The organism is Ruegeria sp. AA3 (assembly GCF_056542905.1).
The window spans coordinates 60,956-86,359 of sequence record NZ_JBQGAQ010000004.1; the positions used below are offsets into that span (position 1 = coordinate 60,956).

Below are 25,404 nucleotides of genomic sequence, written 5' to 3' on the forward strand. Positions count from 1 at the left end.
GCAAGCACTGCGCAAAACGCAAAGGGAATGACGTTAGGTTTCGCGTGACAACGGTGACGCGAAGGTCAATCTGACGGACAAAGTCGGGAGGGAGAGTTTGCCATGACTGCGTACCCAAACATGCTGGCCCCGCTGGATCTGGGCTTCACCACGCTGAAGAACCGCGTGCTGATGGGCTCGATGCATACCGGGCTGGAAGAGACTGGCGACTGGAACCGTGTCGCCGAGTTTTACGCGGATCGCGCGCGTGGCGGTGTGGCCTTGATGGTGACGGGTGGGATTGGCCCGAACCTAGAGGGCTCGGTCCTGCCCGGGGCCTCGATGATGACCAAGGAAACAGAAGTGGCGAACCATTCCATCGTGGCCAAACGCGTGCATGAGGCGGGTGGCAAGATCGCAATGCAGATTCTGCATGCGGGGCGGTACGCCTATGGGCCGAAATGCGTGGCCCCCAGCCCAGTGAAATCTCCAATCTCTCCGTTTCCGCCGCATGAACTGGACGAAGAGGGCATCGAAAAGCAGATCAGCGATATCGTCAACGCCGCTGTTCTGGCCCAGAAGGCGGGCTATGACGGGGTCGAGATCATGGGGTCCGAGGGGTATTTCCTGAACCAGTTCCTCGTAACCCACACCAACAAGCGCACCGACCGCTGGGGTGGGTCCTATGAAAATCGGATGCGCCTGCCTATCGAAGTGGTACGCCGCACGCGCGAAGCCGTGGGGACCGATTTCATCATCATCTATCGCCTGTCGATGATTGATCTGGTGCCCAATGGGTCGACCCATGACGAAGTCGTTGAACTTGCGCAACGGATTGAGCAAGCTGGGGCCACAATCATCAACACCGGTATCGGCTGGCACGAGGCGCGGATTCCGACGATTGCCACCAGCGTACCCCGTGCTGCATTTGCGTGGGTTACAAAGAAACTGATGGGCAAAGTTGGCATCCCGGTGATCACCTCGAACCGGATCAACACGCCTGAGGTTGCCGAAGAAGTTTTATCGACCGGTTGTGCCGATATGGTGTCTTTGGCGCGGCCAATGCTGGCCGATGCGGATTTCGTGAACAAAGCAATCGCCGGTGAGGCAGCGAAGATCGCCCCGTGCATCGCCTGCAATCAGGCCTGTCTGGACCATACTTTCAGCGGCAAGCTGACCTCGTGTCTGGTCAACCCGCGTGCCTGTCATGAGACCGAATTGGTGATCGGCAAGTCCGCGGTACGCAAGACCGTGGCCATTGTCGGCGCGGGACCTGCCGGTTTGTCGACCGCGATGACTGCCGCCCAGCGCGGCCATGACGTAACCCTGTTTGATCGCGCCGCCGAGATTGGCGGACAATTAAACATGGCCAAACAGGTGCCGGGGAAAGAAGAGTTCTGGGGACTGGTCGACTGGTACCGCACCATGATGGACGATCTGGGCGTGACGGTCGAACTGAACCGCGAAGTCAGCGCGGATGATCTCACCAGTTACGATGAAGTGGTCATCGCCACCGGTGTCACCCCGCGCGATCCGCAGATCCCCGGACAAGAGCAAGACAATGTGCTCAGCTATATCGACGTGCTGCGCGACAAGGCCGAGATCGGCAAATCGGTTGCTGTGATCGGGGCCGGAGGCATCGGGTTCGACGTCTCCGAATTCTTGCTGGAAGATGGCCACAGCCCGACCACGGACCTGCCTCTTTGGATGAAGGAATGGGGCGTCACTGACCCGGCCGAACATCGCTCGGGACTGGCACCCGAAGGTCCTCAGCCTGAGGCGCCCGCGCGGCAGGTCACGTTGCTGCAACGCAAAGCACAGCGTCACGGCAAGGGGCTCGGCAAGACTACGGGTTGGATTCACCGTGCGACCCTAAAGATGAAAGACGTTAATTTCGTAGGCGGCGCGAATTACGAGCGCATCGATGATGACGGCCTGCACGTGAGCTTTGGCGAAGCCCACGAAGACCCGACTGTGATCCCGGCGGATACGATCGTACTGTGCGCGGGTCAGGTCTCGGACCGTTCACTGGCAGATGAGCTAATTGAACGTGGGATAACACCTCATGTGATCGGCGGCGCAGATGTGGCCGCCGAGTTGGACGCAAAGCGCGCAATCAATCAGGGGACGCGGCTGGCGGCAACTTTCTAAATTGCATCGGGTTGGCGCCAGTCCTGTTGCCAATCCTTGCTATAATCTCCCGTTTATCGTGAAGTTGGCACGATCAACACACGTTGTTTGAAACGGGACTATGAGTCAGGAGCCGTTCGTACCGCGCCGCAGCAACCTGCCAACTATGGCCGGGCAAGGTGCGCTGTCGGTCATGGCCTGGTCCATGGCCAGCCCGGCGATCGTATTGACTTTTCTTGCGGTGTCACTGGACCCGCCCGTCTTTTTGGCTGGCCTTTTGGTGACCATTCGGCACGCGGCGGGCACGCTTGCGGACATGTTCTTTGCACAGTCAATCGCCCGGCTTTCCCAAAAGAAGTCAGCTATCGCCCGGGCTGATCTGGCGGTTGCGGTCTGTTTTTTGTTTGTCATTTTCGCCGTTACCTACGGCAGTAGACCGATAACCATTGCAGCATTTGTTGTTGGGATATTCGTCATCGGTGTCTTGGGAGAGATCAAGAGCCTGATGATCATCGATTTCATCAGCGACAATCTGACCTCAAAAGACAGGATGCGAATTAGTTATACGCAGAAGGCGCTTGGAGGCGCTGCTACGATTGCCATTGTACTGTTGCTGCATCAGCTATTTCAGGATGCCCCCGCACTGACACGACACAGCACAGTAGTCGGACTTGGTGCCACCTGCTTCGTTTTCTCAGCCGTATTCATCATGACTCTGCAAGAGAAATCGCCGGATCAGACCTCGAGCAATGCGTCGTCCGCCAACACACGTTCGGAGGCGTTTAAGGCATATTGGCAAGAGGCCAAAGCGCTACTGAAAGAACGCTGGTTTCAGAAATACGTTCTGATCCGGCTTGCTTTTGTTCTGACCGGCCTGTCGGTTCCGTTCTACGCATTGCTGGCGGCAGAAGCGCACCACAGCTCGTCGCAGGGTCTGACAGCGCTTGTTGTATCGTCGGCAGCCGCATTGCTGGTGGCGTCGCCCCTTTGGAGGGCGCTCAGCAGTTATTCCAATCGAGTCGTCATGGTGGCCGGGGCGTCGATGGTTGCCCTTACAGGGATAGGGTTGGTAGCGATCCATCGTTGGGGATTTGATCACAACGTGCATCTGCATGCCGTGTCGCTGTTTATCGTAACTGTAGCCGTCACCGGGTTGGGCAGTGCTCGTGGGCTTTATTTTATGGACGTCGCCCCAAAATCCCAACGGATCGCGGCGCAAGCGATCTCACAAACGCTGGTGCGGGTTGCCGTCGTCGCCATCTCAGCGGCTTTGGCTGCGATTGCCCACATGAATGAAATCGTATGGGCGGTCGCTGCCATTTCGGCCGGTAGCCTGCTTGCGATTGTGGCAATTCTGTCCTTTGTCGAACCGAGTATTCCGAAGGGTGCGAAGCAGGAAGAAAAGGCGTGGTTCGTTACGTTCTATCATGCGGCGCCGAGACACATCTGAGCCAAGTTCGATCCTCTCGTAGTATAAAGCCTTCTTGTAGCGCAAAGGCGTAGTTCTCCTGCCCAAGTGGATCAGCCGACAGACGAGCGCGGTAGGACTCATATTCAGCAAGACTGGGAATATTGTAGATTCCATAGGCTAAGGTCGATGACCCCTCGTGCGGTGCGAAATATCCGATCAGATCAGCCCCGCATCGCGGAATCGCCTGTCCCCAATTGCGCGCGTAGGTCTGAAACTGCTCTTTTTTCGTCGGATCGATCTGGTATTGGATTATACAAGTGAGCATAGACGCCTCCGGTTTATGATTGGCAAAGAATAACCTCTTGGATGAAGCTTATGTTTCGACTATGATCGAAGTATGTGAAACGGACCGGATATTGCACAGATCGCAGCGCTGATTGGCGACCCTGCGCGTGCCAATATGTTAACAGCACTGATGTCGGGCAAAGCGCTGACGGCTGGCGAACTGGCGCGTGAGGCCGGGATCAGCCCCCAAACCGCAAGCTCACACCTGAAAAAGCTGCTTGCAGGCAGCTTGGTCCGGGTGCGTGGACAGGGACGGCACAAATATTACGGACTGTCCGGAGAAGATGTGGCGCATGTGCTGGAAAACCTTATGGGGCTGGCTGAAGGGCGCGGCCATCTGCGGACGCAGACCGGACCAAAAGATGCGGAATTGCGGTCAGCACGGGTTTGCTACAACCATCTTGCGGGCAGCCGTGGGGTGCAGATGTTCACCGCCATGCAGAAACAAGGGTACCTTGAGACAACGGAGGACGCGGTTCACCTAACCAAAGAGGGCACTCAATTCTGCACCGGCTTTGGCATCGATCTGGAAGGACTCAGCCGCAGCCGCGCACCGCTTTGCCGCCCCTGTCTAGACTGGAGCGAACGGGAAACGCATTTGGCCGGCAAACTCGGCCGCGCCATGCTGACCCGCATGGAAGAGGTCGGCTGGCTGGTGCGTATACCTGACAGCCGCATCATCCGCTTTACCCGAACAGGAGAGACTGAGTTCGACGCGCAATTCAGCGCTTAACCACTACTCTACAGTGATTGTAATCACCTCTGAAACGATTGGCGTCGCGTGGGGTACATGACCCGCATCACCCAACACAAGCTGCAAAGTGTGTTCCCCCGGGCTCAATTCCAGCGTGACCTCGGTCTGGCCGCCGCCAAAGTGGATGTGGTTGTCATCTGCGGGCAGCCCATAGGCCAGATCATCCGCGCCGTCTTCACCCTGCCCCAACGGAGGACGATCAACCAGAAGGTGATGGTGGCCCGTGTTCTCCTTTTCGGTTCCGGCAGGAGCAACACCCATGCCACTTAGGCCAAACACGATCGTGACGGGTGATTGTACGGTGTCTCCGTCAGTCAGATTTGCGAAATAAACCCTTGCATCAGGGTTTGACGGCGTTTCTCCTCCGGCCGACGTGAGAGTTGCGGACAGGCACAGGACGGCAGCAGCAAATAGGGCTTTCATGATCTCCTCCATGGTCACAAAAATGCCATTCTCATCATAGCACGATAGAGAAAAAGTCCAGATATCGGTTATTTGTGTTGGGTGTTTGGAATTACAGCACGACAACTTCGGCGTTTCCCAGTCGCAAACGATCCCTATCAAAACCCTGATATTATCTCATGTCTGCCCAGTTCTCGCCCAGATTGATCGCGATAAAGAGACAACGAACAGAAGACCTGGGGAACGAGAATGGATCGACTGACCGAAATGGAGGCCTTTTCCAACGTGGTGGACCAGGGTGGTTTCACCGACGCGGCCAAAAAAATGGGTATCTCCAAATCAGCCGTGTCCAAACACGTGTCGAGCCTTGAGGCGCGGCTGGGTGCGCGACTGCTAAACCGCACCACACGCCGGGTTTCACCGACCGAGATTGGACTGGCCTATTATGATCGCGCCCGGCGCGTGCTCAACGACGCGGGCGAGGCAGATGCGCTTGTAACCTCGATGCAATCCGACCCTTCTGGTCTGCTGCGGATCAGTGTGGCGACGGATTTCGGCGTCAATCACCTATCACCTGTGCTTTCGGAATTCCTGTCTGCCTATCCCGATATCACCGTGAACATGGTGCTGAACAACCGTTACGTCGAACTGATCTCAGAAGGCTTTGACGTGGCCGTGCGCATTGGGGAACTGGAAGACAGCACCTTGCGCGCCCGCAAACTGACCGAAACCGTAAAACGCATGGTCGTAGCGCCCAGCTATATCGAGCAGTTTGGGCGCCCGCAAAAGATCGACGACCTGAATGAACACAAGCTACTGCACTACTCGAGTCAGTCCTCGGGCAGCGTTTGGAAATTGACCGCGCCGTCGGGCGAGAAACGTCAGGTGCGCACCGCTGGTTGGTTAAGCGTAAATGACGGACAGTCGCTGTTAAACGCCGCAATCTCGGGCCTTGGGATCGCACATCTGCCCAGCTATCTCTATGCCGACGCGCTGAAATCGGGCGAGGTGGTGGATGCGATGCCTTCGCTTCCGGACGAGGTGCAAGGCGTTTACGCAGTTTATCCGCCGGGCCGGTTCACCCAGCCCAAGGTGCGTGCTTTCATCGATTTTCTGGTCGCATCCTTCGCTGAAAAAGGTCCGATGGATTGGTAGAATTCTCCCTGTGGAACCTAAATGACCCGCGCTGATCAGTGCGGGTCTTTTTTTGTCGCTCGTTCGATCTGAATCTGCCGGTCAAACCTCAGCAGGTGATACAGCCCGCTGATACAGGTGCCATGTGGTGTGACCCAGGATCGGCAGTGTAAAGACAAGTCCCAAAAACGCGGGTGCCAGTGATATCAGCATGGTGACCGAAATGATCGCAGCCCAGCCGAGCATCACCACCGGATTCTCGGAGACGGCGCGAACCGAGGTAAGCATGGCAGAGACGAAATTGGTTTCACGATCCAGCAGCATCGGCATGGCGATAACGGTTACCGAGAACAGCACAGCCGACAGAAACGCCCCGACGCAGGTGCCAATCGCAAGGAAGGTCCAGCCCTGCGGCGTGAAAAGCACGATGTTCAAGAACCCCTCAAAATCGGAAAATGACGCTTTTTGCAGAGTGATCGCCAGCCAAAGGCGGATTTGATAGGTCCAGACCCAGAATATGAACAGGGTGACGAAGGCCATCCAGCCCAGCTCGCGTTTGCGTTGATTGGCCATGACGGTGAGGATTTCGGACCACCCGAAGTTTTCCCCTTTTTGCAAGCGACGGGACATCTCATAGAGCCCCGCGGCTGCGAAGGGCGCGACCAGCGGAAAGCCTACCGCCGCAGGAATGATCATCCAGATCTTGCCAAGCCAAACCAGGCACCAGACGAACAGGATGCCGAAAACCGCATAGAACAGGCCGAAAAAACCGCTCATGACCGGGCGTGCGAGGAAGTCGGAAAACCCGGCCTTGAGCGATGCGGTGATATCTGCCGCTGTCAGCCTGTTGACCTCGGGCATGGCTGGTTGTGGGGCCATGTTGTCCGGCGGTGTGGAATCGTCGGTACTGGAAGCCATGACGCACTCCTCCCTAAGCTTGGTGGCGGGTGGGACTGCCTGCCAACAGGTTCGACGGCAAGGCAGATGCCCCGTTCATCTGCAAGTGTGCATCAGGGTGCGGCATCAGGGCAATAGGGGCGCAGAGCGACTGCGATGCCTGCGCCCGTCAGTTGACCAGCAATACCGCCTCGACCCGGCGATTGATATCTCGACCCTCGGGTGTGGCGTTCGAGGTGATGGGCGCAAGATAGCCCACACCCTGCGCCTCGATCCGGTCGGCGGCAACGCCATGCGCTTCAATCAGGCGCGCGCGCACGGCTTCGGCCCGTTTGGTACTGACCGCAATATTGGCCTGCAAAGCGCCCGTGTCATCAGTGTGTCCGACCAACGCCAAGCGGGTCGAAGGATTGTCGGCCAGATAACCCGCAAGCAGCGCCAGCGAGGCGAAAGGCCCCTCGCCCAGCGCGACTTCGCCGGTGCGAAAGTGCAGGTCATCGAGAATGACGTGTCCGGTGCCGCTGAGATCGCTGAGCAACCCGGCCGAACCTTCAACAGTTTCCTCGATCACCAATGGCGGCACGGGCTGCGTGCCCAGTGGGGTCACCCAAATCATCTGCACATAGCCATCCGGCGGATTACGGCTGACCAGCAAGCTCAGCACTTCGTCGCCGCGGGTGGCGGACAGAAAGCGGTAATCGTGGATCGCCACATACATGTCGGGTGTCGGCACCACTTCGGTGCCAAAGCGGAAATCGAACCCGCCACAATTGCGCGCCTCGCATTCAAACGCGATCTCGAAACCCTGCGCCTGAAGCTGATCCCGCAGAGGTGCAAGAATTTGCAGCGTTGTGCTGGACCCCGCCTGCAGCCGCCATGTCAGCCGCTCGACGCGCCCTTCGACGGTGCGCGACGGGACCGAGCCATCGGCAAACACACCGGTCGGCAAGTCATAGCTGTCAAGCGCGCTGGTGCGGTCAGATATCTGCCGGGAGCCCGCAGGAAAGTTCAACTCCTGCGCCAAGGCAGGCGCGGCCAGCAAAGCAATACAGATGAACAGGGTTCGGATCATCGGAACTGGGCGTGATACTCGGGGTTCGGGACCATCGCAGTGGCACTGGCCACGCGGTTGGTCATGTTGAAGAAACCGGTGACATTGGCAATATCCCAGATGTCGTGATCTGAGAAACCGACATCGCGCAAGTGCTGGCGATCGGGCTCTTCGATTGTGGTGCTGGCGGTTGTCATCTTGGCGGCGAAATCCAGCATCGCACGTTGGCGCGCATCCAGCTTGGCTACGCGGTAGTTCATGACCAGCATCTCGCCCAGCTGCGGATCACCTGAAAGCTGCCGCACCGCCGCGCCATGGGCCACGAGGCAATAGAAACACTTGTTGATCGAGGACACCACGACCGCGATCATCTCACGTTCCAGCTTGGTCAGCCCGCTCTCGGCCAGCATCAGGTCATTATACATCGAAGTGAAGGCGTTCAGCTTGTCGATGTCAAAGGCATAGGCCCGCAGGACATTCGGCACCATTCCCAGTTTCTCGACACAGATATCGAAGTATTTCTGCGTCTCCGGCGGTAGCAGATCCACCATTGGCAGATCCAGGGCAGTGGGCATGTCCTGTTTGTTCAATTCGCTCTCCTCAGACGCGCTGGCGATAGTGGTATTCTCCGACGATCTTCATCCCCAGCGAGTGGTAGAGGCCATTGGCCCCCTCATTCGCCTTGGTACAGATCACGCTAAGCGTCTGCGCGCCATTGTCCAGCGCCCAAAAAGCCGCGGCTCGCATTGCCCAGTTGCCCAACCCCTTGCGGCGATGATCCGGCAGGATTTCCAACGCATGCACCATCGCGATACCGTCGTGGATCGCCACAAAACCCGTTCCTGCGGGTTGATCGCTGTGGCGCAACAAAAGGCCGGTCTTTGGGCCCGGTGCCCGGTACATGATGGCAATCCGCTCGGGGCCGATACCGCCCTGCGCCCAGATCTCGCGCATGATGGCCAGCGGTTCCCAGATGTTGAAAACAGTCACGCGCGGGATCGGGATATCGGTCAATTGCTGCGCCGGGCAGGAATAGATATTGACCGGATCGAGAATGTCGTAGCCGCGTTCGGCAAGCATCGCATCCAGTGCTTCATCTCTCGGTCGCAGGCAGAAGATGCGTTTCTGGCCCATCGCCTGCATGGCGCCTTCAGCCGCGTCGATATCGGCGCTGGCTACGTCCCCAATCCGACTGGCGGCGGATACGCGTGACCCTCCGCCCTGCCCCTGTCGCAGCCGAAATGGGCCATGCGATTGATAGCCCGCAGCAGGCCATGTGCCGTCTACAACTGCAGCCCAATCGGTGCTCAAAGCTCGATCTCTTTCGCGAGGCGGGTCATGGCGGCATCGATGCGCCCGCCATCGGTACCGCGCACAACCACATTCGCCCCGAACACGCCATTTTTCTGAAACGGATAACATCCGATCGAGAGGTCGCCGAAATCTTTGGCGAGCGCGGCCAAGGTCGACGCTATATCGCCCTCACCTCTGTCCACACGCAGAGTCTGCGACAACAGCGGGTTGCCTCCGGTAAGCAAAGGTAAAACACTCGCCACCATCGCCTGAAAAACCAACGGTACTCCGGCCATGACATGGACGTTTGCAATCGTAAAGCCGGGCGCGGTCGAGACCGGGTTGTCGATCAATTCCGCCCCGTCCGGGATACGCGCCATACGCAGGCGAGCGTCGTTCAGCTCCAGCCCGGACTTCTCGTAATGCGCTTCAAGCAGCGCCCGCGCGTCGTGGCGAACATCGATATGCGCGCCAAAAGCTCGAGCGATGCAATCGGCGGTGATATCGTCATGGGTCGGGCCGATGCCGCCACTAGTAAACACGTGGTCATGGGCCTGGGACAGCGCCCTGACTGCCGCCTCAATCGCGGGCGCATCATCACTGACAATGCGCACCTCTTTCAGATCGATGCCGTGTTTGGTCAGCTCTCCAGCCAGATAATGCATATTGGCATCGCGGGTTCGGCCCGAGAGGATCTCATCCCCGATCACCAACATTGCAGCGGTTGGATTGGCCATGGCGCGCCCTCCCTCTTGATCGACCGTTAGGGCAGGTATAGGCCCTAGGCCATGCGATTTAAAACCCCCCTTGTCCCCGCCCGCCTGATCCGACGTTACAAGCGCTTTCTGGCAGATTGCAGGTTGGAAGACGGGCGCGAAGTAACAGCCCATTGCGCCAATCCCGGCTCGATGATGGGGCTGGCGGAGCCGGGTGAGAAAATCTGGCTGGAGCCGAATGATGATCTGAAGAAAAAGCTGAAATACGGCTGGCGGCTTGTTGATCATGAGAACGGGCATTTCACAGGAGTCGACACATCCGTCCCAAACAAGGCGCTTCGGGCGGCGCTTGAGGCACGCGAAATCCCCGAACTGGCGGCCTATGAAACCGTCCGCCCTGAGGTCAAATACGGTGAAAACAGCCGCATCGATTTCCTGCTGACCCAGCCCGGCCTGCCAGATGCTTATGTCGAGGTCAAAAGCGTCACCCTCTCACGCCAACCCGGGCTGGCTGAATTCCCCGACAGTGTCACCGCACGCGGCACTAAACATCTGGGCGAACTGGCGGCTATGGCGGCACAAGGGCATCGGGCGGTGATGCTGTATCTGGTGCAGCGGACCGATTGCGACCGGTTTGCGCTGGCGGCGGATATTGATCCGACCTATGCGGCGGCGTTTGAAGCAGCGCGGGCACAGGGGGTGGAGAAGTTGGTTTACGGGACGCAGATTTCGCCAATGGGTATTTTGGTAACTCGTCAATCAATTGTTGAGAGAAAACTCAGATGAATCCGACTATTTCTATCGAATTTGCCTAGGTTTCTCAAAGGACAACTGAATGACTGCCCCATCGAAGACTGAGAACACCCGCTTAGAAAAACGTATTCGAACAATCTCACTGACTCTAATGATTTTGGGTGGCGTACCTGTATTGGCAAGATTTTTTGGTGTAGGGTTTATTCCCTCTCCAGTTTGGCTTTCCTTGGCATTTTGGCCTGCATGCAAAGTGGGAGCAATTTCAGGAGCAACAGCACTTTGGGCGGTTCATCTTAGCTTATCGGAAGGCATCCTATTCTCAGAGCCAATAAAAACAACATTGTCTATATTGTTCATGCCTTTGGCAGGTGCGTTTGCGGGGTTTCTTGTAGTGGCGGCGACGATCCCTATGGTTATTTCTCTTCCCTCTTTTCGCACGGTAGAAATAACATTTGTTGTTAGTGATCCCAATATGGGAGATTATCGGAGGTGCCCTAGGCCAATCGCTCTGAAAGACACGGCGCGTGCCGTTAACGTCGTTTGTGATGTCCCGAACAGTATTCGCAGACGTTTGCGAACCGGAAGGAAGATTATTCTTGTTGGCCCCGGAAGCAGTGTCGGCGTATTTCCAACTCACTTTCGTCTACCTTGATCACCAAGAGCCCTTATCAGTCTCTGTATTAAATCAAATTAACTGAAAAACATCCACGACCGCACACCCTCTGGTACTTTCTGCACAAGCAGCGTAAAAGAAGTGCTGCGTGAAATATTTGGAGTCTCGCACCGATGAAAGAACATCGTGGCCGTCTGACCAAGGACGGTATCCGCATCTATGAACCCAGTGACTTTGCCGGGATGCACGCGGCAGGGGCATTGGCTGCGCGGATATTGGATGACATTGCTGATCATGTTTTTGTCGGTCAGACCACGGGTGCGATTGACGGGCTGATCACGCAGATGGTCGAGGACGCGGGCGCAGAATCAGCGACCATTGGCTATAAAGGTTATCAGCACGCAAGTTGTATTAGCGTGAACCATGTAGTCTGTCACGGCATACCCGGCGAGAAGAAGTTGAAGGATGGCGATATCCTGAATATCGACGTCACTGTGATCGTCGATGGCTGGTTTGGTGACACCTCGCGTATGTACGTGGCTGGTAAGCTTCCGCGTAAAGCCGAGCGGCTGATTCAGGTGACCCATGATGCGCTGTTCAAGGGCATCGATATGGTCAAGCCGGGTAATACCTTCGGGGATATAGGCCATGCCATTCAGGCCTATGTCGAGGCGCACCGGATGAGCGTTGTCCGCGATTTCTGCGGCCATGGGCTGGGCCGTGTTTTCCACGCGCCGCCCAATGTCTTGCACTATGGCCGTCCGGGTACAGGCGCGGTTTTGGAAGAAGGCATGTTCTTCACCATCGAACCGATGGTCAATCTGGGCCGCCCCGAAACCAAAACACTTGCCGATGACTGGACTGCCGTGACTCGCGACAAATCTCTGTCGGCGCAGTTTGAGCATTCGGTGGGTGTGACGGCCGATGGGGTTGAGATTTTCACCCTGTCACCGGGTGGCAAATATCACCCGACTTATTCGTCCTGATCAGTCGCCTGATCGCGTAAAAGTTTCAGCAACAACGTCTCATCGCGCCAGGGGATCACCGCGTCGTTGATAAACACCGGCGCGCGCATCGGTTTGGTCGGCGGCCCGGTGGTGGCGTCGCTGTCTGTCAAAAAGCCCCAAAACGGAGGTGTGATGGCGCGGTCCATGGGCCGACCTTAGCATATTTCTCGGTCAGAGTCCCAAAAGCCCCGGCACATGTGACATATCCGTGAAGACCTCGGCCCCCAGCGCAGCCAGCCGCGCGCCGTCGTCGTGGGCTGCATAGGCGAGGCAGCGCATATTGGCACGGATGGCGGCGGTGACGCCGTTCTCACTGTCTTCGATCACGACCGGCGATTTGGCGCCAAATTGCTGCGCCGCTGTCAGGAACAGGGTGGGGTCAGGTTTACCTGAGCCCAGCACATGGGCCGAAAACATGACCGTGCTGAACCGCTCCCACAGACCGTTCTGACCCAGAGTAATCTGCATTTTCTCTGGCCTGCCATTTGAGGCGACACAATAAGGAATGCTGGCTGCATCCAATTGCGTCAGCAATTCTGGGATGCCTTCAACCAAAGGAGTGCCCGCTCGCAGCCTCTCATAGATTTCCGAGTAGATTTGATCGGTCCAGTCGTCAGGCAGATCCGCACCGAGATCGCGCGCCTTGTCTCGGACACCAGTCATCGTACCACCGACGAAAAGAGACATGCACTCTGCAAGGGTCAGGTGCAGACCATATTGGGCCAGATTGTCGATCATGACCTGATTGGACAGAACCTCGCTATCAACCAGAACCCCGTCGCAATCGAAAATGACCAGATCATGCATATCAGCCCCCAGTTCGCCACATCAGCGAAATGCACGTGTCGCCATATTTTCGCGCGTCATGCAGAGTGAACCCATTTGGAGGAATCATGGGGGCGTTTTCCTCCCACACGATCAGGGCGTCCTGGGCCAGCCAGCCACCTTTGGTGGCCGCCGCCAGCGCCTTTTGACCCAGGTCTTTGCCATAAGGCGGATCAAGAAAGACCAGATCGCATGCGTCGCCTGGGTTTTCCCCCAACCGCGCTGCGTCACGTCTGATCAGAGTGGTCTGGTCCCGACTTCCGGTCAGATCGATATTCTTGCGGATCAGACTCTGCGCAATTCGCCCATCATCGACAAACGTAACATGGGCCGCTCCGCGCGACAGCGCTTCAAGCCCCAACGCACCAGTACCTGCAAACAGGTCCAACACGTGCAAACCATCAATGTCGATCTGATGGTTCAGGACGTTGAAAAGGCTTTCCCGCACCCGATCGGTGGTGGGGCGCAGATGTGCTCCAGCATCGCCCTTGCCGACCGAGGCCAAAGCGCGGCCCCGGAAGTTACCGGCGATGATCCTCACGCTTTGAGCAGCGGTTTCAGCTCCGCTTCTGGGTCAGCCACCACCGTCGGATCGGCTGTTTTACCCGCATCGATCAGGCGTTTACCTACCATATAAGCGCGCGGGTCATTCATCGCGTCGACCGCAATCAGCTGATCGCCTTTATAGTACCAGAAGGACACCGTCGCGCCTTCACCCTTTCGGGTCACGACGCGATCATAGCCTGTATTTAGGCCCGCAATCTGCAGCTTGACGTCGTACTGATCCGACCAGAACCACGGCGTCGCGGTATAATCCTTGGCAGCACCCAGCATGTTCTGGGCCACAATCTCGGCCTGGTCGATGGCGTTGGGCACGCTCTCCAGACGAATGCGGCCCTCACCATGCGGGAACGAGGCACAATCACCCGCCGCCCAGATTGACGGGTCCGACGTGCGGCCATGGGCATCGGTTTTGATGCCGTTGTCCAGCTCCAATCCCGCCATTTCAGCCAGTTGCGTTGAGGGTGCGATGCCGACCCCCACCACGACGAAATCCACCTTTAATTCGGTGCCATCGGACAGAATAGCACCCGTCACCTTGCCATCTTCACCAACCAAACGATCCAGCCCAACGCCTTCGCGAATGTCGGCTCCGTATTCCGTATGAAGCGTACGGAAATAGTCGCTGGTCTCTTTCGCGGCGACACGCTGCAGAATGCGGTCTGCCATCTCGATCAGCGTGACTTTAACCCCACGCTTGGCACAAACCGCAGCGGCCTCGAGCCCGATATAGCCGCCACCGACGATCAGAGCACGTGCACCATCGGTTACCCGAGGCTCCATCTCGTCGATATGCGCAAGATCGCGCACCACATGGACGCCTTCAAGATCGCCACCAATGGCTGCGGGCAGACGACGCGGATCAGAGCCTGTGGTCAGAGCCAACTCATCATAGGCGATCACGTCATCACCTATGGTTACCGTTTTGGCCTTTGGGTCAATTCCGGTCACGCGCTGCCCCAGTCGGAGGGTGATATTGTTTTCCGCATAAAAGCTATCGGGCCGCAGGAACAGGCGTTCCAACTCCATCTCGCCCAACAGGTAGCCTTTGGATAATGGCGGGCGCTGGTAGGGCAGGTGCGGCTCGGCACCAATCAGGGTGATGTCGCCTTCAAAGCCGTCCTTGCGCAACCGCGCCACGAGTGAAGCACCAGCCTGCCCTGCCCCGATCACGACGATATGGCTCATGTTGTGCTCCCCTGCAGAATTCCGATGGTCTCTTTCTTTCGACAACCTATATTGCGACAAAGCCCGACTCTGCAAATCCAAATGACAGGAGCTTAATAAATGATCTCAACAGGTGACATGCTGCCCGACGCGACGCTGATTCAGATGGGAGCCGATGGCCCTGAAGAGGTGCGGATTTCAGAAAAAACAAAAGGGCGCAAGGTGGTGATCTTTGCTGTGCCCGGCGCATTTACCGGGACCTGCACGACCGCGCATGTCCCAAGCTTCATGCGGACAAAAGGCCAATTCGACGCAAAAGGAGTTGATGAGATCATCTGTATTTCGGTCAACGATCCCTTCGTGATGGGCGCCTGGGGTGAAAGCACCGGAGCAACTGCCGCAGGATTGACCATGCTGGCCGACGCCGCATCGGAATTCACCAAGGCGATAGACATGGATTTCGACGCACCACCGGTTGGTCTGCTGGCACGGTCCAAGCGCTATGCCATGTTCGTCAATGACGGAAAGGTAATCGCCTTGAACATCGAAGAGAATCCGGGCGTTTGCGAGATTTCGGCTGGCGAAGGTCTGCTTGAAACCTTCTGATCCCGGTTGGCCCCGGCATCACCGGGGCCACATGAAACGCATTTAACTTGATGCAACGACCCGATGTGCCAATACTTGGACATACAACCCGGGAGTTCATTGATGCGACTGAAATTAATCACTTTGATTCTTGGTGGCGCCGGCGCCTTAGCCGCGTGCGGCCCTGCCCCTACACCCCAGCAACAAGCTGCTCGGCAACACGAGATCGCTTGTCTGAGCGGCACCATAGGCGGCGCATTGATCGGCGGAGTGATCGGCAATCAATTTGGCGGTGGATCGGGCAAAACCATTCTGACGGCGGCGGGCGCTGCTGCAGGTGGGTTGTCTGGCGAACGTTACGCATGCTGAGGAGATTGGATTTGAAACAAGCATTGATGATCATCGCTGTCATTCTGATGTCTGGCACCGCAAGCGCCGAAAGTGTCGCAGAACTGCACGAGGCCGAGCTGAACAATATCGACAAGAACAATGATGGGTTTCTGTCCCGGAACGAATTCAACGCCTTCTCGGATTATGCGTTTCAAGCGATGGACGAAGACAAGAACGGCACACTTGGCCTGGATGAAGCTAAACCGTTCCTAGACATCAAGCAGTTTCAGAATGTTGACCGCGATGGAGATAACACTATCTCCCGGCCAGAATACGACGCCCAGATGGACAGCGATTTCACCTCGGCTGATCTGGATGGCAATGGGCAATTAAACTAGCGCTCAATCAGGAGGCGTAAGATGACGAGATGGATCAGCCTCGGCGCGCTTCTGGTGCTCGCGGCTTGTGATGTACCGCAATCACCTGTTGTTACCGGCCCAGACGGACAGACCCGCATTCACATCAATACCGCCGGTTTGACCTGTTATGAGACACGGTGCCTCGACATCAACCCGTCGACCCGCAGCGTCCGCTCGGTCGGCAGCCGCACGATCAGAATTCCGGCCAATATCGATATCAGCGGAGGAACCATTTCTCCAGATGATTTCAAACAACTAGGAACCGCTGCGTTGCTGGCAGGTGGTGCAGGGTCAGCTGGCGACCGATAGAAGGCTATCCATCTTGCGCGCCAGCTTGGCGTCTTGTGCGGACAGGCCGCCAACATCATGGGTGGACAGCACCACCTCGACTGTGCGGTAGACATTCGACCATTCGGGGTGGTGGTTCCATTTCTCGGCCCAGATCGCCACCTGCGTCATCCAGCCGAAAGCGGCGACAAAATTATCGAAGATGAAGGTCTTTGTGATCGCATCGCGGTCCTCAACCATGGTCCAGCCATTTCTGAACAGCGGGTCCAGCAGCGGGCCGCGGGTCTCGGTTGACAGAAGTTCGGTCATTGCTGTTCCTCCGGGTTCGATTTCCTGAACGGGCCATAATCCGTCAGAATCTCGATCTCTTCTCCCACTGCGTGGGCTTCGGCGTCCAGATATTTCTGAACTGCATCAGCAAAACCCGGATCACCGACCCAGTGCAAGCTATGCGTGCGGGTCGGCATATAACCGCGCGCCAGCTTGTGCTCGCCCTGGGCACCTGCCTCAACCCGGGCCAGCCCTTCAGCAATGGCAAAGTCGATCGCCCTATAATAGCACAGTTCGAAATGCAGGCAGGGATGGTGTTCCACGCAGCCCCAATAGCGGCCATAGAGCGTTTCCCGGCCGATGAAATTCAAGGCCCCGGCTACCGGGTATCCGTTGCGTTCGGCCAGCACCAGAGCGATGTCATCTGTCATGGTTTCCTGAGCGATATCAAAGAATTGCCGCGTCAGGTAGGGTGATCCCCATTTGCGCGCGCCGGTATCCTGGTAGAATCGCCAGAAGGCATCCCAGTGCTCCGGCCGCAGATCATCGCCTGTGATCGTACGAATCTGCCCGCCGAAGTCACAGGCCTGCTCGCGTTCTTTCCGGATATTTTTGCGTTTGCGCGAAGATAGCGCTGCCAGAAACCCATCGAAATCGGTGTATCCATCATTGAGCCAGTGAAACTGCTGCGAATGCCTGACCATCAGGCCCATCTGTTCACCAGCCAGCGCCTCGGCCTCGGTGCAGAAGGTGGCGTGCAGTGAGGAGATGCGATTTTCGGCGGCTAACTGCACCGCGCCTTGCACCAGCGCTGACATGCCCACCGCATCATAGCCGGGCCGTACCAGAAAACGTCGGCCTGTTGCGGGTGTAAATGGCGCAGCAATCTGCAGTTTCGGATAGTATCGCCCGCCTGCACTTTCATAAGCATGGGCCCAGCTGTGATCGAAGATGTACTCACCCTGCGAATGCGACTTGGCATACATCGGTGCCGCACCGATCAGCATTCCATCTAGATAAGCCGTCAGATATTGCGGCTGCCAGCCTGTGCCGCGTCCGACTGAACCGCTTTTTTCCAAAGCCAGCAAAAATCGGTGTGTGGTGAACGGATCATGCGGTCGCCCGCCATCAGCAACCTCAGGACAGGCGCAACTGTCCCAATCGCCCGCTGTTATCTGCGATAGCGATGTCAGAACCCGAACCTCTATCTGTGCCTGATCCATGTCCCCTCCGCGCTGCACCTTTATCTGTGATCGCGCGCGGCAGGATCAAGCGGGATATTCGGCCAGATAGCCTTCGAAGGTCACATTATCGGCAACCCTGCGCGCCTCGGCCTCTTGTTCAGGCGAGCGCACCGTCCAGCACAGGATCGGCACACCTTGCTCCTTCAGCTCGGCGACCCGGGGTCGGTCAAGATCAGAAGCTTCATGGCTGATGAAACTGGCCCCAACACGGTCAAAATCCGGGATATTGCGCAGATGGTCGCAAATGGATTGCGGCAAAAGCTCGGCCTTTGGGTCGTAAGAGCCGGTAACGAGACCGCGCGGTAGGTGTGGCGCAAGGCGCGCGAGTTCGGCAACCGCGTGTGGGTTGAATGACATTAGTGCGACCAGTCCGACATAGCCTTTCAGCGCACTTACTACATCCGCTTCCAACGCACCGATATCAGGTCCCATTGCCCCATCCTGATCCTTAAGCTCAATCAGAAGAGGCACCCGACCGGCAACCATGTTCAACACCTCTTCGAATGACGGGATACTCTCACCGTCGGAATGCAGCAGAGGCTGCGCCTGAGCCTGCGCCGCAGTGATTTGCTGAATAGGTCCCGCGCGTCCGGTCAGGCGAGTCATGTCATAGTCATGAAACACCATCGCACGGTTATCGCGCGTGCGCTGCAGATCAATTTCAATGCCATATCCCGCGTCGATCGCAGCACGAATGGCGGACCGGCTGTTCTCGGGCCGCTGGTCTGCAACGTCATGCAGCGCCCGATGTGCAATCGGGCGCTTCAGAAACTCAAGGGGCAGCGAAGGTGTCATTGAACCTCGAAGATGCCTTCGATTTCGACCGCGACGCCTAGCGGCAGCGACGCCGCGCTGACGGCTGAGCGCGAGTGACGACCAGCCTCACCCAGCGCCTCAACCAGAAAATCGGACGCGCCATTGATCACCTGCGGTTGCGCGATGAAATCAGCAGTCGAGTTCACGAAACCAGTCAGTTTGATCACCCGCACCAGTTTGTCGATATCGCCGTCGCACGCCGCTTTTACCTGAGCCAGCAGATTGATGGCGCAGACCTTGGCCGCAGCCGCACCTGCCTCAATATCCATGTCATCGCCCAGCTTGCCTGTGATCAGATCGTCCGCCTTGGAGATTTGGCCCGACACATAGACGATGTTGCCGATGCGCACGAACGGAACGTAGTTTGCTGCGGGCGCGGGCGCGTCCGGTAAATTGACACCCAAGCTGTCCAGTTTTGCTGCAATACTCATGTGGTTGATCCTCATCTCACAGTGATTCCGCGCGGACGCTAACCGGGAACGCAGGTTTCGGAAAGCGGGAAAGCGGTAATTTTCTTAAGGCCTGCGAACTGCGCGGGTGTTCTCCTGTTCAGGAAGTGTTGAATTCGTGTCACTTTACGACCTCCCACCTACTGAGGTAAACGCGAGTCGTTGTTTCATATTCCGCGCGAAACCTCTATGTGAGACGAATTGCGCACCATGAGCGCAATGGCCGTATTGATTGAAGGCCCGGCACACCACCGGGTATTTTTGGAGTAAAGAAGACAGTGCCAAGCTATATTCGCCTGAAGCACCTATTCATATTCGCCATCATGACGGTTCTGTCGGCATGCGCAACGCAGCCACAGGACGCTGCCGCGCGAGGTGAGATTTTCGACCCTTACGAAGGTGCCAACCGTGGCATTCACAAGTTCAATCTGGGCGTTGACCGGTTCCTGTTCCGTCCAGCCTCAAAAGGCTATGTGAAGATCGTGCCCGATCCGATGGTCACCAGCTTCAATCACTTTGCTGAAAACCTGACCATGCCAGGGCAGGCTCTGGATTATCTGTTGCAAGGCAATCTGAAACAATCAGGCAACGCGTTGCTGCGCTTTCTGATCAACTCGACCGTGGGTGGATTCGGCCTGTCCGCTCCGGCGGATGAATTGAACCTGCCGCCCGTCGACACCGATTTCGGAGAAACCTTGCATGTTTGGGGTGTCAGCGAGGGCGCCTACGTGGAACTTCCTTTCTATGGCCCGTCGACCGCGCGAGATGCTGTCGGCGTCGTATTCAATCTTTTCTCGAACCCAATTAACTTCTCTCCGGTGCGTCCGGTCGACAACATTGGTGTCTATGCCGAGGTTGTGCGGCGCATGGGGGATCGTGGACGGTTCTCGGATACGGTCGATTCAATTCTTTATGACAGTGCCGATAGTTACGCGCAGGCACGTACGATCTATTTGCAAAATCGCCGCTTTGAACTGGCAAGGGATGATGAAGACGCCTATCTGGGTCTGTATGACGATCCCTACGCCAACACCGGGACCGACCCTGTCAGAGACCCCTATCTTGACCCGTATGAGGACCCCTATGCCGAATAACCTGTTGAACAGACGCCGATTTGTAGCCGCTGCCCTTACCGGGATGACAGTTGCCGCATTGCCTCTGCCCGCGTTTGCGCTGACCGAAGCGCAGGCCAAGCAACTGGTCAACAGCGTGGTGGCCGATATCACACGTATCATCGACTCGGGTAAATCCGAGAACGCCATGTTGCGCGATTTTCAGAAGATTTTCGTTCAATACGGTGATGTGCCGATCATGGCCCGATATGCGTTGGGGGCAGATGCACGCACAGCCTCCTCCGCACAACTGCGCCAGTTCACCAAGGCGTTTGAGGGCTATATCTCGCGAAAATACGGTCGCCGGTTCCGCGAGTTCATCGGCGGTGAGGTCACCGTACGCAATGCGCGTAAGATCAAAACCGGATACGAGGTCAGAACCTCGGTCAAACTACGCGGCTCATCTCCGTTCGAGGTGACCTTCCTGGTGTCAGACAAATCGGGCCGCGGCAAGTTCTACAACATGTTCATCGAAGGCGTGAACCTGCTGCTGACCGAGCGCACCGAAATCGGCGCGATGCTGGATGCGCGTGGCGGTGATCTGAATCGCCTGATCAAGGACCTGGAAAACACCGGCTGATCCTGATATCCGAAAACGAGCGTGCCGCCGATTAACACCAGCGGCACAGTGGCGATCCGTTGCCTGAATCCACGGAATCAATTCAGCCGTTCACCGGTTTCCTTGGCGAAATACGACACCTTGCTCATGTCGAAAGCCAGGTTCAACATCTGGCCCGCCTGCGCGCTGGTTTCGGCATGCAGCCGCGCTGTGACCTGCTTGCCCCCCAGTTCCGACACCACATAGGTGTCGGCCCCGGCAGGTTCGACCATATCGACCATGCAGGCCGCCTCTTGCACACCTGCCCCGGCGCGGAAACCGGCCTCGGCGATGTCTTCCGGGCGTAGACCGAGGATGACATCCTGCGGCAGTTCCGGTGCGCGCGCATCGGTTAAGACCAGCGTATCGCCGGTTTCTCGCGTGATCGAAATCTGCGTCCCCGAACCATTGTTCGATGCCTGTGCTGGGATCAGGTTCATCGCCGGAGAGCCCATGAAATCCGCAACGAAAAGGTTGGCCGGGTTGTTGTAGATCTCGGCCGGTGTTCCGATCTGCTGCACGATCCCGCCTTTAAGCACGACGATCTTAGTCGCCAGTGTCATTGCTTCGATTTGGTCGTGGGTCACGTAAACGATCGATGCGTCCAGCGTCTGGTGCAGCTTCTTGATCTCGGTCCGCATCTCGACCCGCAGCTTGGCATCAAGGTTCGACAGGGGTTCGTCAAACAGGAACAGCTTAGGATCACGCACCAGCGCCCGACCCATTGCGACCCGTTGACGCTGACCGCCCGACAATTGGCTTGGGCGGCGGTTGAGCAGCGGTTCGATCTGCAGCAGCGACGCGACCTCTTTCAGCTTGGCATCCTGAGTGGCCTGATCGACCCCACGCACTTTCATGCCGAAGGTGATGTTCTTGGCGACCGACATGGTCGGGTACAAAGCGTAGGACTGGAACACCATCGCGATGTCGCGGTCCTTTGGGCTGACATGAGTCATGTCGTTGCCGCCGATGGACAATGTGCCGCCGGTGATCTCCTCCAGCCCCGCGATGCAGTTCAGCAGGGTGGATTTACCGCAGCCTGAGGGGCCGACAAGCACCAGGAAATCGCCCGGTTCAATCGAGATGTTGATGTCTTTCAGAATTTCGACAGGGCCGTAATTCTTGTAGAGTTTGTTGATATCAAGGATGGGAGCCATGGGTCTTATCCCTTCACTGAGCCAGCGGTCAGGCCGCGGATGAAATACTTACCGGCAACGACATAGACGAGCAGCGTCGGCAGACCCGCGATGATCGCGGCCGCCATGTCGACGTTGTATTCTTTGACGCCGGTGGTGGAGTTTACGATATTGTTGAGCGCCACGGTCACGGGCTGTGTCCCCGCCTGGCTGAAGGACACACCGAACAGGAAGTCATTCCAGATCTGCGTGAACTGCCAAATGACGGTCACCACGATGATCGGCAGCGACAGCGGCAGGAAGATCGACCAGAAGATCCGCATAAACCCGGCCCCATCGACGCGCGCAGCCTTGGTCAGCTCAGCCGGAATGGTGACATAGTAGTTGCGGAAGAACAGCGTGGTGAAGCCCAGCCCGTAGATCACGTGGACAAAGATCAGACCCGGAATGGTTCCTGCGATTCCCATGATGCCCAGAAGGCGCGCCATGGGCAGCAGAACCACCTGGAACGGGATAAAGCAACCAAACAGCATCAGCGAGAAGATGATATTCGCGCCTTTGAACCGCCACTGCGCCACGACGTAGCCATTCAACGCTCCCAGAAGGGTCGAGATGGCCACCGCAGGGACCGCGATCAGGACCGAGTTCCAGAAGTAAGGCCGCAGACCTTCGCACTGGATACCGGTACAGGCGCCGGACCATGCAGTTTTCCAGGCGTCAAAGCTGACCTCTCGCGGAAGCGAAATCAGGCTGCCAGTACGGATTTCCTCAAGGCTTTTCAACGATGTGGTCAACATCACGAACAGCGGCATCAGGTAATACAGCGCGAACAGGCCCAGCAGGACGTAAAGCAGCCAACGCAGGGCAATCTTACCAGTGGCGCTTTGGGTACGGGTTTGGGTTTGGGGCATCGACAGATCAGTCATTTTTCGCCCTCAGCTCTGAGTAAAGATAGGGAACCACGATGGCAAAGACGACCAGCATCATGATCATCGCGGACGAGGCCGCCTGACCAATATCGCCGCGCGAAAACGCCATGGCGTACATATAAGTGGCAGGCAAATCAGTCGCGTAGCCCGGACCGCCACCCGTCAGGGCGATGACAAGGTCAAAGCTTTTGATCGCGAGATGCGCCAGTACGATGAAGGCTGACAGGAAGATCGGGGCCATCGAGGGGATGATGATCGCCGTATAGATGCGCCATGTCGGGATGCCATCGACCTGCGCGGCCTTGATGATCTCTCCGTCCACTGACCGCAGACCGGCCAGGAACAGCGCCATGACGAAACCCGAGCTTTGCCAGATCGCGGCCATCACGATGGTGTAGATGGCGTAATCAGGGTTCACCAACCAATCGAACTCGAAGTTTGTGAAGCCCCAGCCCTGCACCATGGATTCTATGCCCAGACCCGGGTTCAGAATCCACTTCCACGCGGTACCGGTCACAATCATCGACAGTGCCATCGGGTAGAGGTAGATCGTGCGGATGGCTCCTTCGACGCGGATTTTCTGATCCAGCAGGATGGCCAGCAACAGGCCCAGTACCATCGCGATGACGATGAACAGCGCGCCAAAGATATACAGGTTGTTGATCGCCGTATCCCAACGGGGCGAGTCAAACAGGCGTTCGTATTGAATGAAGCCCTTGATCTCGTATTTCGGCAGTAGTTTCGATCGGGTTAGCGACACCCATGCGGTCCATCCGATAAATCCGTAGACAAAGATCAATACGGCGATGAACGACGGTGCCAGCACCACCTTGGGCAGGTGGTTTTCCAGCCATTCGGACATTTTAGCCTCCGGGGAAAGATGCTCTGCCCCTCAGTATAGGGGGCAGAGCGTATTGGATCAGTAGCTGTTTGCTACCGCGTCCGCCAGTTGCTGAACCGCGTCAGCCGAGGACATATCCGAGTTGAAATGTGCGGTCACAACATCGGTGATCGCACCGGACTGCGACCCGCGCAGCGCCATGCCATGGGCGTAAGACGGCAGCAGCGAACCTGCGGCAGATGTCGAGCCCATGTCTTCGGCCGACAGATTGGCACAGATGTCAAAGTCTTCCAGACCAACATCGGTCCGCGCAGGGATCGAGCCTTTGTTCAGGTTGAACACTTTCTGGAAGTTCGGTGCAACGATCAGCTTGGCCAGCAGGTCCTGACCGGCTTTCTTGTCGTCGCCTTCCACGTCAAACATGGCAAAGCTGTCGACGTTGTACAGATACCCGTCACCGGGGGTCGAGGCGCACAGGAAATCTTCGCCGGGCTTTTTGCCAGCCGCCAGGAATTCACCCTTGGCCCAGTCACCCATGATCTGGAACGCAGCTTCGCCGTTCATCACCATCGCGGTGGCGAGGTTCCAGTCGCGGCCCGAGAAGTTCTCGTCCACGTATCCGCGCAGGGTACGCATCTGATCAAACGCCTGCACCATGGTGTCCGAGGTCAACGCTTCGGGATCCAGATCAACCAGTGCTTTCTGGTAGAACTCAGGTCCACCAACGCCAAGCACAACTGCTTCGAACACGGTGGCGTCCTGCCATGCCTGACCGCCATGAGCCAGCGGGATCACACCAGCGGCCTGCAGCTTTTCGGCAGCGGCATTGAATTCATCCCAAGTGCTGGGCATTTCGATACCGTTTGCGGCCAGAACGTCCGCGTTGGCCCAGATCCAGTCAACACGGTGAACGTTCACCGGAGCCGCGCACCAGGTCCCTTCACACTTCATATGGCCCGCGATCGACGCAGGCAGGACATCAGCCCAGCCTTCTGCCTCGGCCACGGCCGAGATGTCTGCCAGAACGCCTTCTTCATACCATTCCTGAATGGCGGGGCCTTTCAGCTGAACAGCTGTCGGCGCGTTACCGGCCAGAACACGTGCGCGAAGCGCAGTCATGGCCGCATCACCGCCGCCGCCTGCGACCGGCATATCGGTCCATGTGCCACCGTTCGAGGCAAACTCCTCCTGCAGAACCGCGACCGATTTCGCTTCACCGCCGGATGTCCACCAGTGCAGAACTTCTGCCTGCGGTTCGGCCACTACCGACGACCCGGCCGCAATGGCAAAGGTCGACACAGTGACAAATGCAAAACGCTTCATATTTGTTCTCCTCCCTGAGAATTCGG

The 25,404-nt window shown here is 57.3% G+C and carries 32 protein-coding genes; 13 read left to right on the forward strand and 19 right to left on the reverse strand.

Annotated features, from left to right (window positions below):
• Positions 1–102: 102 nt before the first annotated feature.
• A complete protein-coding gene (locus tag ACR0JR_RS08820) occupies positions 103–2,130 on the forward strand; it encodes a 2,4-dienoyl-CoA reductase FMN-binding domain-containing protein (RefSeq protein WP_480455863.1) in 2,028 nt (675 codons plus the stop codon).
• 100 nt (positions 2,131–2,230) lie between these two features.
• Positions 2,231–3,559 carry an MFS transporter gene (locus tag ACR0JR_RS08825; RefSeq protein WP_480455864.1) on the forward strand — a complete coding sequence of 443 codons (1,329 nt, stop codon included), beginning with the start codon at positions 2,231–2,233 and terminating at the stop codon, positions 3,557–3,559.
• On the opposite strand, the gene ACR0JR_RS08830 is transcribed toward ACR0JR_RS08825, so the two are convergent.
• The gene (locus ACR0JR_RS08830; protein WP_480455865.1) at positions 3,525–3,845 is read right to left on the reverse strand and encodes an NIPSNAP family protein; all 321 of its coding nucleotides are present in this window, start codon (positions 3,843–3,845) and stop codon (positions 3,525–3,527) included. The genes ACR0JR_RS08825 and ACR0JR_RS08830 overlap by 35 nt on opposite strands.
• Positions 3,846–3,980: 135 nt before the next feature.
• Here ACR0JR_RS08830 and ACR0JR_RS08835 point away from each other — a divergent pair, with 135 nt between their 5' ends.
• A complete protein-coding gene (locus ACR0JR_RS08835; protein ID WP_480455866.1) occupies positions 3,981–4,598 on the forward strand; it encodes a winged helix-turn-helix domain-containing protein in 618 nt (205 codons plus the stop codon).
• A gap of 3 nt (positions 4,599–4,601) precedes the next feature.
• On the opposite strand, the gene ACR0JR_RS08840 is transcribed toward ACR0JR_RS08835, so the two are convergent.
• Positions 4,602–5,042, reverse strand: coding sequence for a DUF4399 domain-containing protein (locus ACR0JR_RS08840; RefSeq protein WP_480455867.1), 441 nt, complete (start codon positions 5,040–5,042; stop codon positions 4,602–4,604).
• 228 nt (positions 5,043–5,270) lie between these two features.
• Here ACR0JR_RS08840 and ACR0JR_RS08845 point away from each other — a divergent pair, with 228 nt between their 5' ends.
• Positions 5,271–6,176: a LysR family transcriptional regulator gene (locus ACR0JR_RS08845; RefSeq protein WP_010438570.1), complete on the forward strand. Its 906-nt coding sequence runs from the start codon at positions 5,271–5,273 to the stop codon at positions 6,174–6,176.
• Positions 6,177–6,257: 81 nt separating this feature from the next.
• Here the strand turns inward: ACR0JR_RS08845 and ACR0JR_RS08850 are convergent, their stop codons facing one another.
• From ACR0JR_RS08850 to ACR0JR_RS08870, 5 genes are all read right to left on the reverse strand, one after another.
• Positions 6,258–7,073: a DUF2189 domain-containing protein gene (locus tag ACR0JR_RS08850; protein ID WP_010438569.1), complete on the reverse strand. Its 816-nt coding sequence runs from the start codon at positions 7,071–7,073 to the stop codon at positions 6,258–6,260.
• Positions 7,074–7,221: 148 nt separating this feature from the next.
• Entirely contained in the window at positions 7,222–8,124 is a 903-nt protein-coding gene (locus ACR0JR_RS08855; RefSeq protein WP_480455868.1) for an OmpA family protein, read from the reverse strand.
• On the reverse strand, positions 8,121–8,678 hold the full coding sequence (locus ACR0JR_RS08860) for a peroxidase-related enzyme (RefSeq protein WP_480455869.1): 558 nt from the start codon (positions 8,676–8,678) through the stop codon (positions 8,121–8,123). The genes ACR0JR_RS08855 and ACR0JR_RS08860 overlap by 4 nt, the downstream gene beginning before the upstream one ends.
• Positions 8,679–8,703: 25 nt before the next feature.
• Positions 8,704–9,414: a GNAT family N-acetyltransferase gene (locus ACR0JR_RS08865; protein WP_480455870.1), complete on the reverse strand. Its 711-nt coding sequence runs from the start codon at positions 9,412–9,414 to the stop codon at positions 8,704–8,706.
• Positions 9,411–10,133 (reverse strand): molybdopterin-binding protein, encoded by a 723-nt coding sequence (locus tag ACR0JR_RS08870; protein WP_170780294.1) that lies wholly within the window; start codon positions 10,131–10,133, stop codon positions 9,411–9,413. The genes ACR0JR_RS08865 and ACR0JR_RS08870 overlap by 4 nt, the downstream gene beginning before the upstream one ends.
• A 51-nt stretch (positions 10,134–10,184) precedes the next feature.
• Here ACR0JR_RS08870 and sfsA point away from each other — a divergent pair, with 51 nt between their 5' ends.
• The 3 genes from sfsA to map all read left to right on the forward strand — a co-directional run bounded on the left by sfsA (position 10,185) and on the right by map (position 12,464).
• Complete coding sequence (sfsA, locus tag ACR0JR_RS08875) at positions 10,185–10,898, forward strand: DNA/RNA nuclease SfsA (protein ID WP_480455871.1); 714 nt, start codon at positions 10,185–10,187, stop codon at positions 10,896–10,898.
• Between the two features lie 49 nt (positions 10,899–10,947).
• Positions 10,948–11,517, forward strand: a complete 570-nt coding sequence (locus tag ACR0JR_RS08880) for a hypothetical protein (RefSeq protein WP_480455872.1) — start codon at positions 10,948–10,950, stop codon at positions 11,515–11,517.
• Positions 11,518–11,651: 134 nt separating this feature from the next.
• Complete coding sequence (gene map / locus ACR0JR_RS08885) at positions 11,652–12,464, forward strand: type I methionyl aminopeptidase (protein ID WP_480455873.1); 813 nt, start codon at positions 11,652–11,654, stop codon at positions 12,462–12,464.
• On the opposite strand, the gene ACR0JR_RS08890 is transcribed toward map, so the two are convergent.
• The 4 genes from ACR0JR_RS08890 to ACR0JR_RS08905 are packed head-to-tail and all read right to left on the reverse strand — an operon-like array spanning position 12,452 to position 15,059.
• Positions 12,452–12,631 carry a hypothetical protein gene (locus ACR0JR_RS08890; RefSeq protein WP_010438555.1) on the reverse strand — a complete coding sequence of 60 codons (180 nt, stop codon included), beginning with the start codon at positions 12,629–12,631 and terminating at the stop codon, positions 12,452–12,454. The genes map and ACR0JR_RS08890 overlap by 13 nt on opposite strands.
• Before the next feature lie 25 nt (positions 12,632–12,656).
• Complete coding sequence (locus ACR0JR_RS08895; RefSeq protein ID WP_480455874.1) at positions 12,657–13,292, reverse strand: HAD family hydrolase; 636 nt, start codon at positions 13,290–13,292, stop codon at positions 12,657–12,659.
• A 1-nt stretch (position 13,293) separates the two neighbouring features.
• Positions 13,294–13,851, reverse strand: coding sequence for a 16S rRNA (guanine(966)-N(2))-methyltransferase RsmD (gene rsmD / locus ACR0JR_RS08900; RefSeq protein WP_480455875.1), 558 nt, complete (start codon positions 13,849–13,851; stop codon positions 13,294–13,296).
• A complete protein-coding gene (locus ACR0JR_RS08905; protein ID WP_480455876.1) occupies positions 13,848–15,059 on the reverse strand; it encodes an NAD(P)/FAD-dependent oxidoreductase in 1,212 nt (403 codons plus the stop codon). The genes rsmD and ACR0JR_RS08905 overlap by 4 nt, the downstream gene beginning before the upstream one ends.
• Positions 15,060–15,158: 99 nt before the next feature.
• Here ACR0JR_RS08905 and ACR0JR_RS08910 point away from each other — a divergent pair, with 99 nt between their 5' ends.
• The 4 genes from ACR0JR_RS08910 to ACR0JR_RS08925 all read left to right on the forward strand — a co-directional run bounded on the left by ACR0JR_RS08910 (position 15,159) and on the right by ACR0JR_RS08925 (position 16,681).
• Entirely contained in the window at positions 15,159–15,644 is a 486-nt protein-coding gene (locus tag ACR0JR_RS08910) for a peroxiredoxin (RefSeq protein WP_170541899.1), read from the forward strand.
• A gap of 102 nt (positions 15,645–15,746) precedes the next feature.
• Entirely contained in the window at positions 15,747–15,992 is a 246-nt protein-coding gene (locus tag ACR0JR_RS08915; protein ID WP_010438542.1) for a glycine zipper 2TM domain-containing protein, read from the forward strand.
• Between the two features lie 26 nt (positions 15,993–16,018).
• Positions 16,019–16,351 carry an EF-hand domain-containing protein gene (locus ACR0JR_RS08920; RefSeq protein ID WP_480455877.1) on the forward strand — a complete coding sequence of 111 codons (333 nt, stop codon included), beginning with the start codon at positions 16,019–16,021 and terminating at the stop codon, positions 16,349–16,351.
• 21 nt (positions 16,352–16,372) lie between these two features.
• Complete coding sequence (locus tag ACR0JR_RS08925; protein WP_480455878.1) at positions 16,373–16,681, forward strand: hypothetical protein; 309 nt, start codon at positions 16,373–16,375, stop codon at positions 16,679–16,681.
• Here ACR0JR_RS08925 and ACR0JR_RS08930 read toward each other — a convergent pair.
• Genes ACR0JR_RS08930 through ACR0JR_RS08945 form a run of 4 tightly spaced genes read right to left on the reverse strand, consistent with a single transcriptional unit; the run spans position 16,664 to position 19,421 of the window.
• On the reverse strand, positions 16,664–16,969 hold the full coding sequence (locus ACR0JR_RS08930; protein ID WP_170471617.1) for a 4a-hydroxytetrahydrobiopterin dehydratase: 306 nt from the start codon (positions 16,967–16,969) through the stop codon (positions 16,664–16,666). The two genes, ACR0JR_RS08925 and ACR0JR_RS08930, sit on opposite strands and share 18 nt — an antisense overlap.
• Entirely contained in the window at positions 16,966–18,153 is a 1,188-nt protein-coding gene (locus ACR0JR_RS08935) for a GNAT family N-acetyltransferase (protein WP_480455880.1), read from the reverse strand. The genes ACR0JR_RS08930 and ACR0JR_RS08935 overlap by 4 nt, the downstream gene beginning before the upstream one ends.
• Before the next feature lie 45 nt (positions 18,154–18,198).
• Positions 18,199–18,969 (reverse strand): glycerophosphodiester phosphodiesterase family protein, encoded by a 771-nt coding sequence (locus tag ACR0JR_RS08940; protein ID WP_010438530.1) that lies wholly within the window; start codon positions 18,967–18,969, stop codon positions 18,199–18,201.
• Complete coding sequence (locus ACR0JR_RS08945; protein WP_480455881.1) at positions 18,966–19,421, reverse strand: RidA family protein; 456 nt, start codon at positions 19,419–19,421, stop codon at positions 18,966–18,968. Before ACR0JR_RS08945 ends, ACR0JR_RS08940 begins: the two co-directional genes overlap by 4 nt.
• Positions 19,422–19,717: 296 nt before the next feature.
• On the opposite strand from ACR0JR_RS08945, the gene ACR0JR_RS08950 reads away from it, so the two are divergent.
• On the forward strand, positions 19,718–20,533 hold the full coding sequence (locus ACR0JR_RS08950) for an MlaA family lipoprotein (protein ID WP_010438526.1): 816 nt from the start codon (positions 19,718–19,720) through the stop codon (positions 20,531–20,533).
• Positions 20,523–21,131 (forward strand): MlaC/ttg2D family ABC transporter substrate-binding protein, encoded by a 609-nt coding sequence (locus ACR0JR_RS08955; RefSeq protein ID WP_480455882.1) that lies wholly within the window; start codon positions 20,523–20,525, stop codon positions 21,129–21,131. The genes ACR0JR_RS08950 and ACR0JR_RS08955 overlap by 11 nt, the downstream gene beginning before the upstream one ends.
• Positions 21,132–21,208: 77 nt before the next feature.
• Here ACR0JR_RS08955 and ACR0JR_RS08960 read toward each other — a convergent pair whose 3' ends face one another.
• From ACR0JR_RS08960 to ACR0JR_RS08975, 4 genes are read right to left on the reverse strand one after another with little or no spacing between them, the layout of a single operon-like run.
• Entirely contained in the window at positions 21,209–22,306 is a 1,098-nt protein-coding gene (locus tag ACR0JR_RS08960) for an ABC transporter ATP-binding protein (RefSeq protein ID WP_010438520.1), read from the reverse strand.
• 5 nt (positions 22,307–22,311) lie between these two features.
• Entirely contained in the window at positions 22,312–23,211 is a 900-nt protein-coding gene (locus ACR0JR_RS08965) for a carbohydrate ABC transporter permease (RefSeq protein ID WP_010438517.1), read from the reverse strand.
• Complete coding sequence (locus ACR0JR_RS08970; protein WP_170387762.1) at positions 23,204–24,076, reverse strand: carbohydrate ABC transporter permease; 873 nt, start codon at positions 24,074–24,076, stop codon at positions 23,204–23,206. The genes ACR0JR_RS08965 and ACR0JR_RS08970 overlap by 8 nt, the downstream gene beginning before the upstream one ends.
• 57 nt (positions 24,077–24,133) lie before the next feature.
• Positions 24,134–25,378 (reverse strand): ABC transporter substrate-binding protein, encoded by a 1,245-nt coding sequence (locus ACR0JR_RS08975; protein ID WP_010438511.1) that lies wholly within the window; start codon positions 25,376–25,378, stop codon positions 24,134–24,136.
• Positions 25,379–25,404: the final 26 nt, after the last annotated feature.

Bases quoted from the DNA above. Each gene is read 5' to 3' on its own strand.
- ACR0JR_RS08820 (WP_480455863.1), top strand. From the start codon at position 103: ATGACTGCGTACCCAAACATGCTGGCCCCGCTGGATCTGGGCTTCACC.
- ACR0JR_RS08825 (WP_480455864.1), top strand. From the start codon at position 2,231: ATGAGTCAGGAGCCGTTCGTACCGCGCCGCAGCAACCTGCCAACTATG.
- ACR0JR_RS08830 (WP_480455865.1), bottom strand. From the start codon at position 3,845: ATGCTCACTTGTATAATCCAATACCAGATCGATCCGACGAAAAAAGAG.
- ACR0JR_RS08835 (WP_480455866.1), top strand. From the start codon at position 3,981: ATGTTAACAGCACTGATGTCGGGCAAAGCGCTGACGGCTGGCGAACTG.
- ACR0JR_RS08840 (WP_480455867.1), bottom strand. From the start codon at position 5,042: ATGAAAGCCCTATTTGCTGCTGCCGTCCTGTGCCTGTCCGCAACTCTC.
- ACR0JR_RS08845 (WP_010438570.1), top strand. From the start codon at position 5,271: ATGGATCGACTGACCGAAATGGAGGCCTTTTCCAACGTGGTGGACCAG.
- ACR0JR_RS08850 (WP_010438569.1), bottom strand. From the start codon at position 7,073: ATGGCTTCCAGTACCGACGATTCCACACCGCCGGACAACATGGCCCCA.
- ACR0JR_RS08855 (WP_480455868.1), bottom strand. From the start codon at position 8,124: ATGATCCGAACCCTGTTCATCTGTATTGCTTTGCTGGCCGCGCCTGCC.
- ACR0JR_RS08860 (WP_480455869.1), bottom strand. From the start codon at position 8,678: ATGCCCACTGCCCTGGATCTGCCAATGGTGGATCTGCTACCGCCGGAG.
- ACR0JR_RS08870 (WP_170780294.1), bottom strand. From the start codon at position 10,133: ATGGCCAATCCAACCGCTGCAATGTTGGTGATCGGGGATGAGATCCTC.
- sfsA (WP_480455871.1), top strand. From the start codon at position 10,185: ATGCGATTTAAAACCCCCCTTGTCCCCGCCCGCCTGATCCGACGTTAC.
- ACR0JR_RS08880 (WP_480455872.1), top strand. From the start codon at position 10,948: ATGACTGCCCCATCGAAGACTGAGAACACCCGCTTAGAAAAACGTATT.
- map (WP_480455873.1), top strand. From the start codon at position 11,652: ATGAAAGAACATCGTGGCCGTCTGACCAAGGACGGTATCCGCATCTAT.
- ACR0JR_RS08890 (WP_010438555.1), bottom strand. From the start codon at position 12,631: ATGGACCGCGCCATCACACCTCCGTTTTGGGGCTTTTTGACAGACAGC.
- ACR0JR_RS08895 (WP_480455874.1), bottom strand. From the start codon at position 13,292: ATGCATGATCTGGTCATTTTCGATTGCGACGGGGTTCTGGTTGATAGC.
- ACR0JR_RS08905 (WP_480455876.1), bottom strand. From the start codon at position 15,059: ATGAGCCATATCGTCGTGATCGGGGCAGGGCAGGCTGGTGCTTCACTC.
- ACR0JR_RS08910 (WP_170541899.1), top strand. From the start codon at position 15,159: ATGATCTCAACAGGTGACATGCTGCCCGACGCGACGCTGATTCAGATG.
- ACR0JR_RS08915 (WP_010438542.1), top strand. From the start codon at position 15,747: ATGCGACTGAAATTAATCACTTTGATTCTTGGTGGCGCCGGCGCCTTA.
- ACR0JR_RS08920 (WP_480455877.1), top strand. From the start codon at position 16,019: ATGATCATCGCTGTCATTCTGATGTCTGGCACCGCAAGCGCCGAAAGT.
- ACR0JR_RS08925 (WP_480455878.1), top strand. From the start codon at position 16,373: ATGACGAGATGGATCAGCCTCGGCGCGCTTCTGGTGCTCGCGGCTTGT.
- ACR0JR_RS08930 (WP_170471617.1), bottom strand. From the start codon at position 16,969: ATGACCGAACTTCTGTCAACCGAGACCCGCGGCCCGCTGCTGGACCCG.
- ACR0JR_RS08935 (WP_480455880.1), bottom strand. From the start codon at position 18,153: ATGGATCAGGCACAGATAGAGGTTCGGGTTCTGACATCGCTATCGCAG.
- ACR0JR_RS08940 (WP_010438530.1), bottom strand. From the start codon at position 18,969: ATGACACCTTCGCTGCCCCTTGAGTTTCTGAAGCGCCCGATTGCACAT.
- ACR0JR_RS08945 (WP_480455881.1), bottom strand. From the start codon at position 19,421: ATGAGTATTGCAGCAAAACTGGACAGCTTGGGTGTCAATTTACCGGAC.
- ACR0JR_RS08955 (WP_480455882.1), top strand. From the start codon at position 20,523: ATGCCGAATAACCTGTTGAACAGACGCCGATTTGTAGCCGCTGCCCTT.
- ACR0JR_RS08960 (WP_010438520.1), bottom strand. From the start codon at position 22,306: ATGGCTCCCATCCTTGATATCAACAAACTCTACAAGAATTACGGCCCT.
- ACR0JR_RS08965 (WP_010438517.1), bottom strand. From the start codon at position 23,211: ATGACTGATCTGTCGATGCCCCAAACCCAAACCCGTACCCAAAGCGCC.
- ACR0JR_RS08970 (WP_170387762.1), bottom strand. From the start codon at position 24,076: ATGTCCGAATGGCTGGAAAACCACCTGCCCAAGGTGGTGCTGGCACCG.
- ACR0JR_RS08975 (WP_010438511.1), bottom strand. From the start codon at position 25,378: ATGAAGCGTTTTGCATTTGTCACTGTGTCGACCTTTGCCATTGCGGCC.